13 protein-coding genes, 1 tRNA gene and 1 pseudogene are annotated in these 17,208 nt (G+C 75.0%); 8 read left to right on the forward strand and 7 right to left on the reverse strand.

Features of this window, described 5'->3' with window-relative positions:
• Positions 1-73: 73 nt before the first annotated feature.
• From ACZ407_RS33110 to ACZ407_RS33125, 4 genes are all read right to left on the reverse strand, one after another.
• Positions 74-706 (reverse strand): NADPH-dependent FMN reductase, encoded by a 633-nt coding sequence (locus ACZ407_RS33110; RefSeq protein WP_468134950.1) that lies wholly within the window; start codon positions 704-706, stop codon positions 74-76.
• A gap of 198 nt (positions 707-904) precedes the next feature.
• A tRNA-Leu gene (locus tag ACZ407_RS33115) sits at positions 905-989 on the reverse strand.
• Positions 990-1,072: 83 nt separating this feature from the next.
• Positions 1,073-1,546, reverse strand: a complete 474-nt coding sequence (locus ACZ407_RS33120) for a hypothetical protein (protein WP_468134894.1) — start codon at positions 1,544-1,546, stop codon at positions 1,073-1,075.
• 147 nt (positions 1,547-1,693) lie between these two features.
• A complete protein-coding gene (locus tag ACZ407_RS33125; protein WP_468134896.1) occupies positions 1,694-2,641 on the reverse strand; it encodes a beta-ketoacyl-ACP synthase III in 948 nt (315 codons plus the stop codon).
• 237 nt (positions 2,642-2,878) lie between these two features.
• On the opposite strand from ACZ407_RS33125, the gene fdhD reads away from it, so the two are divergent.
• Positions 2,879-3,730 carry a formate dehydrogenase accessory sulfurtransferase FdhD gene (gene fdhD, locus ACZ407_RS33130; RefSeq protein ID WP_468134898.1) on the forward strand — a complete coding sequence of 284 codons (852 nt, stop codon included), beginning with the start codon at positions 2,879-2,881 and terminating at the stop codon, positions 3,728-3,730.
• 482 nt (positions 3,731-4,212) lie between these two features.
• Here the strand turns inward: fdhD and ACZ407_RS33135 are convergent.
• Both ACZ407_RS33135 and ACZ407_RS33140 read right to left on the reverse strand, forming a co-directional pair.
• Positions 4,213-4,627, reverse strand: a pseudogene (locus tag ACZ407_RS33135) ((2Fe-2S) ferredoxin domain-containing protein).
• A 25-nt stretch (positions 4,628-4,652) separates the two neighbouring features.
• A complete protein-coding gene (locus ACZ407_RS33140) occupies positions 4,653-5,711 on the reverse strand; it encodes a bile acid:sodium symporter family protein (RefSeq protein ID WP_468134900.1) in 1,059 nt (352 codons plus the stop codon).
• A gap of 146 nt (positions 5,712-5,857) precedes the next feature.
• Between ACZ407_RS33140 and ACZ407_RS33145 the strand changes: the two genes are divergently transcribed.
• The 6 genes from ACZ407_RS33145 to ACZ407_RS33170 all read left to right on the forward strand — a co-directional run bounded on the left by ACZ407_RS33145 (position 5,858) and on the right by ACZ407_RS33170 (position 15,140).
• Positions 5,858-6,730, forward strand: coding sequence for a LysR substrate-binding domain-containing protein (locus ACZ407_RS33145; RefSeq protein WP_468134902.1), 873 nt, complete (start codon positions 5,858-5,860; stop codon positions 6,728-6,730).
• A 472-nt stretch (positions 6,731-7,202) separates the two neighbouring features.
• Positions 7,203-8,999 carry an AMP-dependent synthetase/ligase gene (locus ACZ407_RS33150; protein ID WP_468134952.1) on the forward strand — a complete coding sequence of 599 codons (1,797 nt, stop codon included), beginning with the start codon at positions 7,203-7,205 and terminating at the stop codon, positions 8,997-8,999.
• Positions 9,000-9,121: 122 nt separating this feature from the next.
• Positions 9,122-10,387: an ABC transporter substrate-binding protein gene (locus ACZ407_RS33155; RefSeq protein WP_468134904.1), complete on the forward strand. Its 1,266-nt coding sequence runs from the start codon at positions 9,122-9,124 to the stop codon at positions 10,385-10,387.
• A gap of 17 nt (positions 10,388-10,404) precedes the next feature.
• The gene (locus ACZ407_RS33160; RefSeq protein ID WP_468134906.1) at positions 10,405-13,380 is read left to right on the forward strand and encodes an ABC transporter permease subunit; all 2,976 of its coding nucleotides are present in this window, start codon (positions 10,405-10,407) and stop codon (positions 13,378-13,380) included.
• Positions 13,377-14,111 carry an ABC transporter ATP-binding protein gene (locus tag ACZ407_RS33165; RefSeq protein ID WP_468134908.1) on the forward strand — a complete coding sequence of 245 codons (735 nt, stop codon included), beginning with the start codon at positions 13,377-13,379 and terminating at the stop codon, positions 14,109-14,111. The genes ACZ407_RS33160 and ACZ407_RS33165 overlap by 4 nt, the downstream gene beginning before the upstream one ends.
• A 186-nt stretch (positions 14,112-14,297) precedes the next feature.
• Positions 14,298-15,140 (forward strand): aldo/keto reductase, encoded by an 843-nt coding sequence (locus ACZ407_RS33170; protein ID WP_468134910.1) that lies wholly within the window; start codon positions 14,298-14,300, stop codon positions 15,138-15,140.
• A gap of 156 nt (positions 15,141-15,296) precedes the next feature.
• Here ACZ407_RS33170 and ACZ407_RS33175 read toward each other — a convergent pair whose 3' ends face one another.
• The gene (locus tag ACZ407_RS33175) at positions 15,297-16,229 is read right to left on the reverse strand and encodes an AraC family transcriptional regulator (protein ID WP_468134912.1); all 933 of its coding nucleotides are present in this window, start codon (positions 16,227-16,229) and stop codon (positions 15,297-15,299) included.
• A 99-nt stretch (positions 16,230-16,328) separates the two neighbouring features.
• On the opposite strand from ACZ407_RS33175, the gene ACZ407_RS33180 reads away from it, so the two are divergent.
• On the forward strand, positions 16,329-17,192 hold the full coding sequence (locus tag ACZ407_RS33180) for a Rossmann-fold NAD(P)-binding domain-containing protein (protein WP_468134914.1): 864 nt from the start codon (positions 16,329-16,331) through the stop codon (positions 17,190-17,192).
• Positions 17,193-17,208: the final 16 nt, after the last annotated feature.

A 17,208-nucleotide genomic window follows, 5' to 3' on the forward strand; every position in this document is an offset into this window, starting at 1 on the left:
GTCCGGGATCCGCAGGGCCCGCGGGGGCCGGGCCCCTCACGGGTGCGGGGGCTCGGCGCCGGCCGCGCGGGGGTCAGTCCTCGGCGCGCTGGGTGACGGCCGCGCTGCTCTCGTCGCCCAGGAACTCGTACCAGCGCCGTTGCAGGCACAGGTAGCGGGTGTCCGCCTCGGCGAGGGCCAGGAAGGAGTCGACGGTGGCCCCGAGCCGCTCGCGCAGCCCCGCATCAGTGAGGTCCCCGTCCTCGCCGAAGGCGGCGTGGGCCATGGCGAGGCTGAACATGTCCGGGTAGACCCGCGCCCCGAGGTGCTCCAGCGGGACGCGCAGCGCCCACAGCCCGCGGTTGCCGCCGACCATGGAGGGCGAGGCGGACACGAGCAGGGTCTGCTTGTCCTTGAAGGGCTGCGGGCGGAACCGGGAGACCCAGTCCACCGCGTTCTTCAGCACCCCGGGCACGGAGGCGTTGTACTCGGGCGAGGCGATGACCAGCGCCTGGGCGGCGAGCAGCCGCTCCCGGAGCAGGGCGGCCCCCTCGGGCGGTCCGTGCTCCGCCTCGGCGTCCCCGTCGTACACGGGCATCTCGAACTCGCGGATGTGCGCGAGGTCCGCCACGGCACCCGAGCGCTCCACCTGCCCGGCGACCAGCGCGGCCAGCCGCGCGTTCACGGAACCCTCGCGGGAGGATCCCGCCAGCACAAGCACCCGCAGCGCCCCGGGCCCGTCCACGACCTGCCCGGCTCCGGCCCGACCCGTTTCGCCCACGCCCGTTTCGCTCACGCCCGGACAGTACGCCGCGCACCCGCGGTCCCCGCCGCGGCGCCCCGCCGGCTCACCCCATCGGCGGCGGGAACGCACCGGGTGCCGGAAAACGCAGAAGACCCCAGCCGAAGCTGGGGTCTTCCTCTGTGTCCGAGGGGGGACTTGAACCCCCACGCCCGATAAAGGGCACTAGCACCTCAAGCTAGCGCGTCTGCCATTCCGCCACCCGGACTAGGTGGTCGGCCCCGGTCTCCCGCGGCGACATGGAAAACAATACCAGGCGTTCGGGGTGGGGCCGAACCACATATCCGATGGTCAGCTCGATGCCGCGGTCTTGTTCGCGCTGATCCACTCCCGGTCGTGCTGCCAGCCGTAGAGCGTGCTGCCGTCGACGTACGCGTGGTAGATGCCGCAGCGGGCGGTGGCGCGGTCCTCGGCGTCCTCGGGGAACCAGTCCGCCGTGAGGGCCGGGGCGGCGCCGCCGGGCTTCGCGTCCGAGGCGGCGGGGGTGCAGCCGGCCGGGAGGCGTCCGTCGGCGAGGGTGGCCTTGAGGAGGCGGTCGCCACCGGTGGTCTTCATCGCGTACTCGACGGACTTCGCGTCGTCCGGGAGCCAGCGCGGTACGGAGGCGCGGGCCTGCTTGGCCTCGGCGCCGGTGGCGTACGAGGAGCTCTCCAGGTGCCGGTTCGCCATCCAGTCCTGGGCGGCGGGCACGGCCACGGCGGTGGCGAAGCCGATGGCGACGAAGGCTCCGCCGATGGTCAGGACGATGTTCTTGGCGGCGCTCATGGGGCGGGCTCCCGAGGGACGAGTGGGCGGTTCCCCTCCATGCTCACCGGCGCGGAGGGGGACGCGCGTCCGCCCGCGGGACCAACCGCGGGTCCGACTCAGGGCCAATCGGGGATCCGACTCAGGGCCGACCCGCGGGCGCGGCGGCTACGGGCAGCGGATGACCTGGCCGGCGTACGAGAGGTTGCCGCCGAAGCCGAAGAGCAGGACCGGGGCGCCGGAGGGGATCTCCCCGCGCTCGACCAGCTTGGACAGGGCCATGGGGATCGAGCCCGCGGAGGTGTTGCCGGAGTCCACCACGTCGCGGGCGACCACCGCGTTGACCGCGCCGATCTTCTGGGCGAGGGGTTCGATGATGCGCAGGTTGGCCTGGTGCAGGACCACGGCGGCCAGGTCCTCCGGGGCCACTCCGGCCCGCTCGCAGACCTTGCGGGCCAGCGGCGGCAGCTGGCCGGTGGTCCACCGGTAGACGGACTGGCCCTCCTGGGCGAAGCGCGGCGGGGTGCCCTCGATGCGCACCGCGTGCCCCATCTCCGGCACGGAGCCCCACAGCACGGGCCCGATGCCCGGCTCCTCGTCCTCGGCGCAGGCCTCGACCACGGCGGCGCCCGCGCCGTCGCCCGTCAGCACGCAGGTGGTGCGGTCGGTCCAGTCGGTGATCTCGGTCATCTTGTCCGAGCCGATGACCAGCGCACGGGTGGCCGAGCCAGCCCGGATGGCGTGGTCGGCGGTGGCCAGCGCGTGGGTGAAGCCGGAGCAGACCACGTTGATGTCCATGACGGCGGGCGAGGCCATGCCGAGCTTGGCGGCGACCCGGGCCGCCATGTTCGGGGAGCGGTCGACGGCCGTGGAGGTGGCGACGAGCACCAGGTCGATGTCGGCGGGGGCGAGCCCGGCGCCGGCCAGGGCCTTGCCCGCGGCCTGCGCGGCCATCTCGTCCACCGTGTCCTCGGGTCCGGCGACCCGCCGCGTCCTGATGCCGACCCGGCTGCGGATCCACTCGTCGCTGGTGTCGACGAGTTCGGCGAGGTCGGCGTTGGTGAGGACCTTGGCGGGCTGGTAGTGACCCAGCGCGATCACACGTGAACCCGTCATGGGCGGTTTACCCCCTCGTGCGGCAGTACAGGACCACCCAGCTTTGCCTGCTACCGACCGGTACAGGGGCATGTGATCCCACAGGTTCGGCCGGTCATCTTTGGAGCTTCCCGAGGAGCGCCTCGGCACGGCGGACCGGCGGACTCCGCTACGGCGTGCGGTCCGTCGGCCGCACCCGGGCCGTACCTGACAATGGAGGGGTCGGGGAGTGCCTGAGAAGAGGGTGGGCTGAGCACTATGGGACGGGTCACCGAGCGCCGCCCGGTCGTACGGATCCGGGACGGGAAGGTCAGCCGGCGGCCGGACACCCTCGTCGCCGAGGAGCCCCTGGAGATACGGCTGAACGGGAAGCCGCTCGCCATCACCATGCGCACCCCCGGGGACGACTTCGCGCTGGCCGCGGGCTTCCTCGTCAGCGAAGGGGTGCTCGGAGCGGCCGGGGAGCTCCGGTCGGTCGTCTACTGCGCGGGCGCCACCGCGGACGGCTCGAACACGTACAACGTGGTCGACGTCCGCCTCGCCCCCGGGGTCCCGGTGCCGGACGTCACCCTCGAACGGAACGTGTACACCACCTCCTCCTGCGGGCTGTGCGGGAAGGCGAGCCTGGACGCGGTGCGCACGGCGACCCGGTTCCCGGATCTGGCGGCCGATCCGGTACGGGTCACCCCGGAGCTGCTGGCGGAGCTGCCGGACCGGCTGCGCGAGGGCCAGCGGGTGTTCGAGAGCACGGGCGGGCTGCACGGCGCCGCGCTGTTCGACGCGGACGGCACCCTGCTCGACGTGCGCGAGGACGTGGGCCGGCACAACGCCGTGGACAAGATCGTCGGCCGGGCCCTCCAGGACGGGCGGCTGCCCCTGCGGTCCACCGTGCTGATGGTCTCCGGCCGGGCCTCGTTCGAGCTGGTCCAGAAGGCCGTGATGGCGGGCATCCCCGTCCTCGCCGCCGTCTCCGCCCCGTCCTCCCTGGCCGTGGACCTGGCCGCCGAGGCGGGTCTCACGCTGGTGGGCTTCCTGCGCGGGGCGTCGATGAACGTGTACGCGGGCGCGGAGCGGGTCCTGACGCCCGAGCCTGCGGCCCGACGAGCCTGAGCGGCCACGCCTGCCTCGCCGGCGTTTGAGGCGCGTGCGGCACACCTCCAGGCCCCGGCGGGGCACGTGCTCTTCGGCCCCGGCGGGGCACGCTCCAGCCTCGCGGGGCAACCTCCAGGCCCGCCGGGCACACTCCAGCCTCGCGGGGCACACTTCCAGCCTCGCCGGCGTTTGAGGCGCGGGGTCTGGGGCGGAGCCCCGGTTCGGGAAGGGGCGGGTAGGGGAAAGCCCCGCAGGGATTCGGGCTGGGCTCTTCGGGGGCTCCGCCCCCGGGCCCCCGCGCCTCAACGCCGGCGAGGCTGGGATGGGGCCCGGCGCCTCAAACGCCGGCGGGGCTGGGATGGGGGCGCGTTGCCCCGGGCCCGTACATCAATCACTGGCCGGGCTTGATCGGCCCCAGCCCCTCGCCGACGAGCCCCGCGTGGACCCCGCATCAAACCGAGCGGCCGCCCGCCGAGGGCCCCCGCCCCCGGGAGGACGGCTCAGCGGCGCCCCCGCCGGACCCGCGCGGGCCGGGCCTCGGCAGGCGGTTCGATGCGCTGGAGGTCCAGGCCGGCCGGTGGCGCACTGATCCCCGGTCCGCCGGCCTCGGCCCAGGCCAGGATCTCGTCGGTGGCGTCGTCGCCGAGGGCCCAGCCCAGCCAGACCGCCCTGCCCCCGCGCTGCCGCCCTTCGGTGGAGGGCTGTACGACGATCACGTTCGCCTGGGCGCACGGCCCGAGGCAGTCGGACGTACGGACCGCGAACCGCCCGCCGGACTCCTCGGCGGCGGCGCGCAACCGCTCCAGCTGCCACGCGTGGTCGGTTCCGGGGTTGTTTGCGGGTGTTGCCGCAGCAGCAGCCGCGGCACACGACGAGGGTGCAGGGGCGCGCCGCGGTGGGCCGTATCCAGGTCACCACGGAACGCTATCGGTCCAGGTGGTCAGGGGTGCCCGGCAGCGGCCGAGAGCTTCGCCACATCCCCGGGCGGCGCGGAGGCCGGGTCGGAGGCCGGGTCGGGGGCCGGGTCCTGCGCGCGTCGGCGGGCCATCACCGCGCAGACCATCAGCTGCATCTGGTGGAAGAGCATCAGCGGCAGCACGGCCAGGCTCGCCTGGGCCCCGAACAGCACGCTGGCCATCGGCAGCCCGGCGGCCAGGCTCTTCTTCGAGCCGGCGAACTGGATGGCGATCCGGTCGGCCCGGTCGAAGCCGAGCCGCCGGGCTCCCCAGGAGGTCAGGGCGAGCATCACGGCGAGCAGTACCGCCTCGGTCAGGAACAGCGCGCCCAGGCGGGCCGCGCCGACCCGGTGCCAGATCCCGGCGGCCATGCCCGCGCTGAACGCGCTGTAGACCACGAGGAGGATCGAGCCGCGGTCGGCGTACCCGAGGACCTTCTTGTGGCGGGTGAGGAAGGGGCCGGTCCAGCGGCGCAGGAGCTGGCCCGTGAGGAAGGGCAGGAGCAGCTGGACGACGATCTTCAGCAGGGAGTCGAGGGAGAGGCCGCCCGCGGCGCCGCCGAGCAGCAGCGCGGCGAGCAGCGGGGTGAGCACGATGCCCGCGAGGCTGGAGAAGGAGCCGGCGCAGATGGCCGCGGGAACGTTTCCGCGGGCGATCGACGTGAAGGCGATCGAGGACTGGATGGTCGAGGGGACCAGGCAGAGGAAGAGGAATCCGCGGTACAGGTCCGGGGACAGGACGTACGGCACCAGGCCGCGGGCCGCGAGCCCCAGGACCGGGAAGACCGCGAAGGTGGCGGCGAGGACGGCGAGGTGCAGCCGCCAGTGGCGCAGCCCGTCGAGCGCCTCCCGGGTCGAGAGCCGGGACCCGTAGAGGAAGAAGAGGAGGGCCACGGCCCCCGTGGCGGCCCCCTCCGCGAGCCCGGCGGCCGTACCGCGGGCGGGCAGCAGGGCGGCGAGGCCCACGGTGCCGAGGAGGGCCAGGACGTACGGGTCCACCGGCAGCCCGGCGGGCAGGCGGAAGCGCAGGCGGAGGCGGGGCATGGAACGCTCACTTGCTCTCTGGGGTCCGCGCCCCCGGGCGGGCCGCGCTGTCGCCCCCATCGTCACCCCGGGAGCGGTCATCGGGAAACACGCACACAGCGCTGACTGCCATCACGTTTCGCGATGAGCGCTCGTATGCTGGCCGCATGTACGACCCCGTGCACCTGCGGACCTTCCTCGCCGTGGCCCAGACGCTGAGCTTCACCCAGGCCGCGCGGCGGCTGGGGCTGCGGCAGTCCACGGTGAGCCAGCACGTACGGCGGCTGGAAGAGGCCACCGGCCGGCAGCTCTTCACGCGGGACACGCACAGCGTGGCGCTGACCGAGGACGGGGAGGCGATGCTCGGCTTCGCGGGCACCATCCTCGCCGCGCACGAGCGGGCCACGGCCTGGTTCACGGGGACCCGGCTGCGGGGGCGGCTGCGCTTCGGCGCCTCCGAGGACTTCGTCCTCACCCGGCTGCCGGAGATCCTGGAGGCCTTCCGGCACGACCATCCCGAGGTGGACTTGGAGCTGTCGGTGGAGCTGTCGGGCACCCTGCACGAGCGGCTGGCCGCGGGCCGGCTGGACCTGGTGCTGGCCAAGCGGCGCGGGCCGCAGGACCGCCGGGGGCGGCTGGTGTGGCGGGACCGGATGGTGTGGATCGGCGCGGAGGGGCTGCGCCTGGACCCCGAGCGGCCGGTGCCGCTGATCGTCTTCCCGCCGCCGGGCATCACGAGGGCCCGGGCGCTGGAGGTGCTGGAGCGGGAGGGGCGGTCCTGGCGGATCGCGTGCACGAGCGGCAGCCTGAGCGGGCTGATCGCGGCGGCCCGGGCGGGGCTGGGCGTGATGGCGCACACCCGGGGGCTGGTCCCGCCGGGGCTGGTGCGGGTCTCGGAGCGGGCCGGGCTGCCGGATCTGGGCGGGGTGGAGTTCGCGCTGCTCCAGGGGGCGGGGACCCCGCGGGCGGCGGCCCCGGCGGCGGAGGCCCTGGCGGCCGCGATCCTGGCGGGCGGGCGGCGGCTGAGCCGACCCGCGTAAACGGAGCCCGCCACGGCGGCTGAGCCGACCCGCGTCAACCGCACCCACCGCCACGCTGAGCCGACCCGCGTGAACGGAACCCGCCGCGGCGGCCGAGCCGGCCCGCGTCAACCGCACCCACCGCCACGCTGAGCCGGCCCGCGTGAACGGAGCCCGCCGCGGCCGGGCCGGACCGGCCTCCGGGGCCGTCTTTTCGCAGCCTTCCTTTCCAAGTGGCCCCGCCGGGACGGGCCGGGTGCGCCGCGCAGGGATCCCGCGGACGTTCATCAGCAACCGGCGGCAGACTCCTGACCAGTGCCGATGTCCCGGTCGCCGCCCTGGGTGAGGGCTTCGCAACGGATCTTCCGACTGCCTCCCGCCGTGGCCCGGGGTGGGGTAGCGTCACGGCGCTGTGCGGAGAGGAGCGGTCGGAAGGAGCGGTCCCTTGCGCGAGTTCACGGTGCCCCGGCGCGAGTTCACGGTGCCTCCGGTGGTGACGGCCGCGCCGTCCGGCGGGCTGGCCGATGCGGTGTTCGACCACGCGCTGGAGGATCCGGACCGGGTGGCGTTCGGCCGCAAGCAGGACGGGGTCTGGGTCGAGGTGACCTCGGCGCGGTTCCGCGACGAGGTGCTGGCCCTGGCCAAGGGGCTGCTGGCGCAGGGCGTCCGGTTCGGCGACCGGGTGGCCGTCATGTCCCGTACCCGGTACGAGTGGACCCTCTTCGACTTCGCCCTGTGGTCGGTGGGGGCCCAGCCCGTGCCGGTGTACCCCACCTCCTCCGCGGACCAGGTCTGGTGGATGCTGCACGACGCCGGCGTGACCGGCTGCGTGGTCGAGAACGAGGACCAGGCGATGACCGTGGGCTCCGTCGTCGACCGGCTGCCGCGGCTGGCCAGGCTGTGGCAGCTGGACGCGGGGGCACTGGCGGAGCTGACGGCCGCCGGGGCCGGGATGGCGGAGAGCGTGGTGCACCGGCACCGCCGGGCGGTGACCCCCGATTCGGTGGCCACCGTCATCTACACCTCGGGGACCACTGGCCGCCCCAAGGGCTGCGTGCTCACCCACGCGAACTTCATGTACGAGACGGACACGATGGTGGCCCGCTGGGAGCCGGTGTTCCGGTCGCGGCCCGAGGACGAGCCGTCCACCCTGCTCTTCCTGCCGCTCGCCCACGTCTTCGGGCGGATGGTCGAAGTGGCGGCCGTACGGGCCCGGGTCAAGCTGGGGCACCAGCCGGTGCTGGCCGCGGACCAGCTGCTGCCCGATCTGGCGGCGTTCCGGCCCACGTTCGTGCTGGCCGTGCCGCACGTGTTCGAGAAGGTGTTCGCGGCGGCGCGGCGCACGGCGGAGGCGGAGGGCCGGACCGGCCCCTTCGAGCGGGCCGTGGAGACCGCCGTACGGTACGCCGAGGCGCGGGAGCAGAAGCACTTCGGGACCGGGCCGGGGCCCTCCGCCGCGATCCGGGTGCAGCACCAGCTGTTCGAGAAGCTGGTCTACGGCAAGGTGCGGGAGGCGCTGGGCGGCCGGGTGCGGCACGCGATGTCCGGGGGCTCGGCGATGTCCCGGCAGCTGGGGCTGTTCTTCGAGGGCGCGGGGATCACCGTGTTCGAGGGGTACGGGCTGACCGAGTCCTGCGCGGCGGCCACCGCGAACCCGCCGGGGGCGACCAAGTACGGCACGGTGGGGCTGCCCATCCCCGGGACCACGGTGCACATCGCGGCGGACGGGGAGGTCTGGTTGCACGGGCCGCACGTGTTCGCCGGGTACCTCAACGATCCGCGGGCCACCGGGGCGGTGCTGCAGGACGGCTGGCTGGCGACCGGGGACCTCGGGCGGCTCGACGAGGACGGCTATCTGACGATCACCGGCCGGAAGAAGGAGATCCTCGTGACCTCCAACGGCAAGAGCGTCGCCCCGGCCGCCCTGGAGGAACGGGTCCGCTCGCACCCGCTGGTGTCCCAGTGCATCGTGCTCGGCAACGACCGCCCGTACGTCGCGGCACTGCTCACGCTGGATCCCGAGGGGGTGGCGCACTGGCTGTCGATGCGCGGGCGGGCGGCGATGGACCCGCTGGAGCTGGTGCAGGACCCGGAGCTGACGGCGGAGGTCCGGCGGGCGGTGGTCGCGGCGAACAGCCTGGTCTCGCACGCGGAGGCGATCCGGACCTTCCGGGTGCTGGCGGAGCCGTTCACGGAGGAGCGGGGGCTGCTGACCCCTTCGCTCAAGCTGAAGCGGCGGGCGATCGAGAAGGCCTTCGCCGCGGAGGTGGCCGCGCTGTACCGGCAGTGAGCGGGCGTCACCGAACCGCCTTCCATGAGCTGACGGATCGTCATTTCACACCGGCACGACAATTGACGCCTCATCAGGTTCCGCCCAGAATGCGGGAATTCCGACCGGAGGGACCTGAGCCCATGTCGCGATCCACCCGCGCGCTCGCCGCCGCAGCCGCCGCCCTGTTCCTCGTGTCCGCCTGCAATTCCGCCGCCGACGGCACCGCGGAGAACGGGGAGTCGAAGCCCGGCGCTGCGGTACGGGGCGTCAGCGCCGGGGCGATCCGGGTGGGCGGCATCGTCTCCATGACCAGCGCGGGCGGCTACAGCAAGAAGGACACCGACCTCGGGGCCCGGGCCCGCTACCTGAGGGCCAACGCCGAGGGCGGGGTCCACGGCCGCAGGATCGAGTACCTGGGTGCCGAGGACGACGGGCAGGACCCCGGCCGCAACATGGCCGCCGCGCGCAAACTGGTCCAGCAGGACAAGGTGTTCGCCGTGGCGCCGATGAGCTCGGTGACCTTCTCCGGCTCCGCCTTCCTGGACCAGTCGAAGGTGCCCACCTTCGGTTGGGGCACCCTGCCGTCCTTCTGCGGCCCGAAGTACCTGTACGGCTTCAACGGCTGCCTGGTCCCGATGCCCGGCGGCAGCCTCAACCAGACCTGGCCCGAGGGCCTGGCGAAGGTCCTCGGCGGCAGCAGGGGCAAGACCGTCGCCCTGATCGCCAACGACAGCGACGCGGGCAGGTTCGGCATCCGCACCTTCCGCCAGGGCTTCGCCACGGCCGGGTTCACGGTCACGTACGCCAAGCCCTCGGTGCCCGCGACCGCCGTGCCCAGCGACTGGTCGGCGTACACGAAGGACATCCTGCGCAGCAACGGCGGCAAGGCCCCGGACGCGGTGGTCTCGGTGATGCAGACGCCCAACAACATCGGCCTGTTCACCGCCCTCAAGCGCAGCGGCTACCCGGGTGTGCTCACCGACCCCACCGACTACGACCCCGGACTGCTGGCCCAGGAGGCCACCCGCAAGGCGCTCGACGGGGTGTACGTACTGCTCCAGTTCCGGCCCTTCGAATCGGAGGACCCGAACATGGCGCAGTTCAAGTCGGACATCCGGAAGGCCGCCGGCGGCAAGGAAGTGCCCCTGAACATGCACATGTTGACCGGCTACATGTCCGCCGACCTGTTCCTCGCCATCGCGCAGAAGGCGGGCCGCGACCTCACCCCCGAGTCCTTCCAGGCCGCGGCGGCCGGGTTCTCCGACACCAACACCCTCGTCGGCGACCGCAGCGAGCCGAAGGGGCAGAAGGAGAGCTTCGGCTGCGGGGCCCTGGTGCAGCTGAAGGCCGGCCGGTACGAGGTCGCGGTGCCCTTCGCCTGCCACCCGCCGGTGCCCTTCAAGTAGCGGCCCCGGTCCCGGTCATGGCCGATCTGCCGGTCTTCGTCCTCAGCGGTCTGGTCTCCGGTGCGCTGTACGCCCTGCTGGCCACCGGCCTGGTGCTGTCGTACTCCGCCTCCGGGCTGTTCAACTTCGCGCACGGGGCCACCGCCTACCTGTGCGCGCTGGCCTTCCACGAACTGCGCTCCGGCCTGGGCTGGCCCGGGGTGCCGGCCGCCCTGGCCGTGGTCCTCCTCCTCGCCCCCGCCCTCGGCTGGGCGCTCGACCGCCTGATGTTCCGGCGGCTGGCACGGGTCGGGGAGGCCGCGCAGATCACCGCCACCATCGGCCTGCTGGTGGCGCTGCCTGCGGCCGGGCTGTGGGCGGTGGAACTGCTGGCGGACGCGGGGGCCCCGGTGGCGCCCGCGGAGAACGTCTTCGGCCTGCCGGGGGCCGGGCCCAGCCCCGCGGTCTCCTGGCGGCTTCCGGGCGGCGCGGGCATCGACTCCGACCAGCTGATCACGTGGGTGGCCACGGCCCTGGTCGCGGTGGGGCTGTGGGTGCTGATGCGGCACACCCGGCTGGGGCTCCGGCTGCGCGCCGCGGTGGACGACCGCCCGCTGACCGAGCTGCGCGGGATCAGCGCGGACCGGCTGTCCTCGGTGGCGTGGATGCTGGCCTCCGGCCTGGCCGGGCTGGCAGGGGTGCTCGCCACTCCCCTCCTCGGCCTGTCCGCCCACGACTTCACCCTCTTCCTGTTCGTGTCGGCCACGGCGGCGGCGCTCGGGCGGTTCGTCTCGGTGCCGCTGGCCTTCGCCGGCGGGCTGGCCCTGGGCGTGCTGCAGAACCTGGTCGCCGGGTACGCCTCCTTCGCCGAGCGGATCACCGGCTTCCGCACGGCCGTGCCCTTCCTCATCCTCTTCGCCGGGCTGCTGGTCCTGACCCGGAGGCAGCGCACGGCGGGCACGGCGGCGGCCGAGGCCCCGCCGCCCGCGGGCCATCCGGACCGGCTGCCGGCCGTACGGCGCTGGGGCCCGTGGGCGGCCGGGGCGGTCCTGCTCGGCACCGCGTTCTACACCGTCACCACCCCCTTCTGGAGCGGGGTGCTGGCCCAGGGGCTGGCGCTGGCCCTGGTGTTCATGTCCTTCACGGTCGTGACCGGGCTCGGCGCGATGGTCTCGCTGGCCCAGGCCACCTTCGTGACCGGCGCGGCCCTCGTGGCGGGGCTGCTGATGAGCCGCGGGTGGCCCTTCCTGGCGGCGGCGGCCGCCGGGACCTGCGCGGCGGCCCTGCTGGGGGCGCTGGCGGCGCTGCCCGCGCTGCGGCTGGGCGGCCGCTCGCTGGCGCTCGCCACCCTGGCCCTCGCCTTCCTCGCCGACCAGGTGCTGTTCCAGCTCGGCCCGCTGCGCAACGGCGACCTGGGCTGGCCGGTCCCGCGCCCGGTGCTGGGACCGCTGGACCTCTCCGACGACCGGGCCTTCGGGCTGGCCGCCCTGCTGCTGACCGTGGCGGTGGCCGCCGCCCTGGAGCGGCTGCGCCGCTCCCCCACCGGACGGGCCATGCTCGCGGTGCGCTCGGCCCCGGCGGCCGCGACCGCCTCCGGGGTGTCCGTGGTCCGGACGAAGCTCCTGCTGTTCACGCTCTCCGCCGGGCTGGCCGGCTTCGGCGGGGTGGTGTACGCCTCCTTCGGCACCCGGATCACCGCCACCGACTTCACCGCTATGACCGGCCTGGTGTGGCTGGCGGTGGTGGTCGCGGCCGGGGTGCGCAGGCCGCAGTACGCGGTGGTGGCGGGGCTGGTGTACGCCGCCGCGCCCCCACTGCTCTCCCGGTACCTCACCGAGTCCGCGCACCTGCCGGTGCTGCTGTTCGGCCTGGCCGGACTGGCCCTGGCCAACGACCCGGACGGCTACTGCGCGGCCCTGCCCCGACGCTGGGCGCGCCGCCGGACGGCGGCCGCCGCGGCGGGGGCGGCCGCGGCGGGGCCGGACCCGGCGGGGGCGGATTCCGTCTCGGCGCAGGGTCCGGTACCGGCGCACGTGCCCCTCCCCGCGCCGGATCCCGCACCGGGGACCGGTCCCGCGCCGGGGACCGGTCCCGCGCCGGGGACCGGTCCCGCGCCGGCGACCGGTCCCGTACCTGCGTCTCGTCCCGTACCGGGGCGGGGTGCGCTGCCCGTGCCGGATCCCCTGCCCGCGTCCGATCCCGTACCCGCGCAGGATCGCGTACCCGCGCCCGGTCCCGTCCCGGTGCAGGGTCGCGTACCGGATCCGGCCCCTGCGCCCGCTCCCGCCGCGGGAGGCGGGTCCGGCGGCACCGGCGGGGTGCCGGCCGCGCTGGAGCTGGCCGGGGTGTGGGCCGGGTACGAGGGCGGGAGCGTGCTGCGCGGGGTGGACCTGCGGGTGCGGCCCGGGGAGATCCTCGCGCTGCTCGGGCACAACGGCGCCGGGAAGACCACCCTGTGCCGGGTCGCCGCCGGGGTCCTCGCCGCCGACCGCGGCGAGGTCCGGGTGGCCGGCCGGAACCGGACGGGGCAGGGCCCGGTGGCGCGGGCCCGCGGCGGGGTGCTCCTCGCCCCCGAGGGCCGGGGCGTGTTCCCCGGGCTGAGCGTGGCCGAGAACCTCGCCCTGCACCTGCCGGACGGCGCCGACCGGGAGGCCGTCTGCACCCGGTTCCCGCGGCTGGCCGAGCGGCGGGCGCTGCCGGCCGGCTCGCTGTCCGGCGGCGAGCAGCAGCTGCTCGCCCTGGCCCCGCTGCTCCAGCGCCCGCCCGCGGTGCTGATCGCGGACGAGCCCTCCCTGGGGCTGGCCCCGCGGGTGGCGGAGGAGGTGTACGGGCTGCTGAGCGAGCTGCGCGCGGCCGGCTGCGCCCTGCTGCTGGTGGAGGAGAGGGCGGCCGAGGTCCTGGGGGTGGCGGACACGGTGGCGTACCTGGCCGACGGACGGGTGACCTGGTGCGGGCCGCGCGCGCAGGTGCGGGCGGACCGGCTGGCGGAGGCCTACCTCGGGATCTCCGGATGAGCCCGGCGCTGGAGGTGCACGGGGTGGGGGTCCGGTTCGGCGGGGTGCAGGCCCTGGCGGACGTGTCGCTGGCCGTGCGGCCGGGCGAGGTGTGCGGGCTGATCGGGCCGAACGGGGCGGGCAAGACGACGCTGTTCGACGTCGTGTCCGGGATCCGCCGCCCCGACCGCGGGCAGGTGCTGCTGGACGGGGAGGACGCCACCCGCCGCTCCCCCGTGTGGCGGGCCCGGCGCGGGCTGCGCCGCACCTTCCAGCGGCAGCAGCTCTTCGGCCAGCTCACGGTGGCCGAGAACCTGCTGGTCGCCCAGGAGTGGCGGGGCGGGGGCGCGGCCCGGCGGTCCGCCGCGCGCGAGCGGGCGGCGGCGGTGCTGGCGGAGTGCGGGCTGACCGCGCTGGCCGACACGTACGCGGCCGGGCTGCCGGTGGGGCAGGGCCGGATGGTGGAGCTGGCCCGGGCCCTGGCCGATCCGCCGCGGGTCCTGCTGCTCGACGAGCCGGCCTCGGGCATGTCCGCGCCCGAGCGGGCCCTCCTGGCGGGCGTGGTGCGCGGGCTGGCCGCGGAGCAGGGTTGCGCGGTCCTGCTCGTCGAGCACAACGTGGCCTTCGTCATGGAGCTGTGCGCCCGGGTCCTCGTCCTCGACCTGGGACGCGTCCTCGCCGAGGGCACCCCGGCCGAGGTCCGCGCCGACCGGGCGGTACGGGAGGCGTACCTGGGCCGGGCGGCGGGGTGAGGGGCCCGCGGCCCGGCGGGTGAGGCTTCGCGGTGCGGTGCGGCGGGGCGGCGCGAGGGGCCCGGCGGCCGGCAGGAGGTCCGCGGCCGGCAGGGACCGGGCGGCGCACAGTGGCGGGAATACGACCGTCCGATGGCCGGTTGCCGCCCTCGTACGTGCAGGACGACGCGAGGGAACGGCCCGACTGTGAACCAGGTCCCCACCATCAAGCTCAACAACGGCACGCTGATGCCCCAGCTCGGCTACGGCGTCTGGCAGGTGCCGGACGACGAGGCGGCCGCCGCCGTCGGGGCCGCCCTGGAGGCCGGCTACCGCAGCATCGACACGGCGGCCGTCTACGAGAACGAGACCGGCACCGGCCGCGCCATCGCCGCCTCCGGCCTGCCCCGCGAGGAGCTGTTCGTCACCACCAAGCTGTGGAACAGCGGGAACGAGAGCTGGGGCCGGGACAACGTCCTGCGCGAGTTCGACGCCTCGCTGGCCCGGCTCGGCCTCGACTACGTGGACCTGTACCTGATCCACTGGCCGCGCCCGATGCGCGGGGACTACCCGGCCATCTGGAAGGCCTTCGAGGAGATCGCCGCGAGCGGCCGGGCGAAGGCCGTCGGCGTCTCCAACTTCAAGCCCGCCCACCTGCAGCGGCTGCTCGACGGGAGCGACCTCGTCCCGGCGGTCAACCAGGTCGAGCTGCACCCGTTCCTGGCCCAGCCCGAGCTGCGCGCCTTCCACCGGCAGCACGGCATCGCCACCATGGCCTGGTCCCCGCTGGGCCAGGGCAAGGACCTGCTGACCGCCCCGGCCGTCCTGGCGGCCGCCGAGAAGCACGGCCGCAGCGCCGCGCAGGTCGTCCTGCGCTGGCACCTCCAGCTCGGCAACATCGCGATCCCCAAGTCGGTCACCCCGGCCCGGATCCGCGAGAACATCGACGTGTTCGGCTTCGAGCTGGACGCCTCCGACCTCGCGGCCCTCGCCACGCTCGACACCGGCACCCGGATCGGCCCGGACCCGGACGGCTTCGACTGGAATTGAAGGTCACGGGCGCGGCGCAGGGCGGTCCGGCTCGTCCGGGCCGCCCTGCCGCCGGGCCTGCCCGGCCGGCTCCGGCGCCTCGGACGCTGACCGCCCGGCTGCCCGGCTGCCCGGATGAGCGGATGAGCGGACGCGCGGCGAAGGGGCGAACGGGCTTCAGGCGCTTGCCCGGTGCGCGCTCGGGCTGATCCCCCGTACCCGCTTGAAGGCCGAACTCAGCGCGAACGACCCGCTGTAGCCGACCTTGCGGGCCACCGCCTCCACCGTGTCGTCGGTGTCCCGCAGCAGGTCCGCCGCCAAGGAGAGCCGCCAGCCGGTCAGATAGGCCATCGGCGGCTCTCCCACCAGCTCGGTGAAGCGGCGGGCGAAGGCCGCGCGGGACACCCCGACGGCCGCGGCCAGCGAGGCCACGGTCCACGGCCGCTGCGGCTGGTCCTGGAGCAGCCGCAGTGCGCCGCCGATCACGGGATCCCCCAACGCCCGGTACCAGCCCGGAGGTTCGGCCTCCGGACGGGAGAACCAGGTCCGCAGCACGTCGATGAGCATCAGGTCGAGCAGCCGGTCGAGCACGACCTCCTGCCCCGGCTGCTCCTTGGCGGTCTCCGCGTCGAGCAGCGGCCCGAAGGGGCAGTCGGCGAGCCCGGCCGGCAGGGCCAGCAGTGGAGGCAGGGCCGCCAGCAGGCGCGCCCCGATCTCGCCCTCCATCCGGTACGTGCCGACCACCAGGGCCGTGTCCCCGTCGGGGCGGTCCCCCCAGGTGCGGACGCCGAGGTGCATGACGGATCCGAGCGGCCGCCCCTGCGGATCCCGGCAGTCCCCCGCGGCGTCGACGATCACCCGGGGCGGGCGGCCGGGCCGGTCGGCCACGGTGTACGGGGCGGGCCCGCGGGCGACGGCCACGTCTCCCGGGGCCAGCCGGACCGGCGGGCCGTCCTCCGGCTCGATCCACGCCTCGCCGCGCCGTACGAGCATCAGGCAGAGCGGGGCCCGGTCCTCGATCCGCAGGGACCACGGCGCCTGCATGACCAGGCGCAGCACCGAAGCGCCTTGTGCGCGCGGGCCGTTCAGCAGTCCAGTCAACGCGTCCATGCCATCGAGCGTAAACCTCGGTCCGCCCGTGGACGCCCGGACATGTGAACGAGCCTTTCGGACATGGATCGTCCAGCGGGCAGCGGCCAAGCTGGGCACATGACGCAGACGACGGAACACAGCAGCCACCCGACCGCGCAGCCCGGGACGGTCCTGGTGACGGCGGCGACGGGCAAGACCGGGCGCCGCGTGGCGGAGCGCCTGACCGCCCTCGGACACACCGTGCGGGCCGGCTCCCGGACCGGGGAATGGCGCTTCGACTGGGCGGACCAGGCGACCTGGGAGCCGGCCCTGGCGGGCGCGGACCGGGCGTACGTGGCGTACTTCCCGGACCTGGCGGCCCCGACCGCGGAGCCCGCGCTGGCGGAGTTCGGCCGACTGGCCGCGGCGCACGGGGTGCGGCTGGTGCTGCTGTCGGGCCGCGGGGAGCCGGAGGCGGAGGCGGCCGAACGGGCGCTGGGTGCGGCCGGGGCCGAGGTGACGGTGGTACGGGCGAGCTTCTTCGCCGAGAACTTCAGCGAGGGGCTGTTCGTGGAGGGCGTGCTCGCCGGCGAATTCCCCTTCCCCGCGGGGGAGGTGGCCGAGCCGTTCATCCTCGCGGACGACCTGGCCGACGTGCTGGTGGCCGCACTGACCGGGCAGGCGCGGACCGGGGTCGTGCACGAGGTCACCGGGCCGCAGTCGCTCACGTTCGCGGAGGCGATGGCGGAGATCGGTCGGGCGGTCGGCCGCGAGGTCCGGTACGTGCCGGTGTCGGGCCCCGAATACGCGGCCCTGCTCACGGAGTTCGGGGTCCCTGCGGAGGAGGCCGGGTTCCTCGCGGCGCTGTTCACCCAGCTGCTCGACGGCCACAACTCCCCGGTGACGGACGGGGTGAAGAAGGCCCTGGGCCGGGACCCGCGCACTTTCGCCGAGTACGCCCGCGCGGCCGCGGCGGCGGGCGCCTGGCAGCCCCGGGCCTGAGGCGGGCCGCGGGACT

This window comes from Streptomyces sp. NPDC030809, from assembly GCF_055572195.1.

Bases quoted from the DNA above. Each gene is read 5' to 3' on its own strand.
- ACZ407_RS33160 (WP_468134906.1), top strand. From the start codon at position 10,405: ATGGCCGATCTGCCGGTCTTCGTCCTCAGCGGTCTGGTCTCCGGTGCG.
- ACZ407_RS33155 (WP_468134904.1), top strand. From the start codon at position 9,122: ATGTCGCGATCCACCCGCGCGCTCGCCGCCGCAGCCGCCGCCCTGTTC.
- ACZ407_RS33120 (WP_468134894.1), bottom strand. From the start codon at position 1,546: ATGAGCGCCGCCAAGAACATCGTCCTGACCATCGGCGGAGCCTTCGTC.
- ACZ407_RS33125 (WP_468134896.1), bottom strand. From the start codon at position 2,641: ATGACGGGTTCACGTGTGATCGCGCTGGGTCACTACCAGCCCGCCAAG.
- fdhD (WP_468134898.1), top strand. From the start codon at position 2,879: ATGGGACGGGTCACCGAGCGCCGCCCGGTCGTACGGATCCGGGACGGG.
- ACZ407_RS33180 (WP_468134914.1), top strand. From the start codon at position 16,329: ATGACGCAGACGACGGAACACAGCAGCCACCCGACCGCGCAGCCCGGG.
- ACZ407_RS33165 (WP_468134908.1), top strand. From the start codon at position 13,377: ATGAGCCCGGCGCTGGAGGTGCACGGGGTGGGGGTCCGGTTCGGCGGG.
- ACZ407_RS33140 (WP_468134900.1), bottom strand. From the start codon at position 5,711: ATGCCCCGCCTCCGCCTGCGCTTCCGCCTGCCCGCCGGGCTGCCGGTG.
- ACZ407_RS33145 (WP_468134902.1), top strand. From the start codon at position 5,858: ATGTACGACCCCGTGCACCTGCGGACCTTCCTCGCCGTGGCCCAGACG.
- ACZ407_RS33175 (WP_468134912.1), bottom strand. From the start codon at position 16,229: ATGGACGCGTTGACTGGACTGCTGAACGGCCCGCGCGCACAAGGCGCT.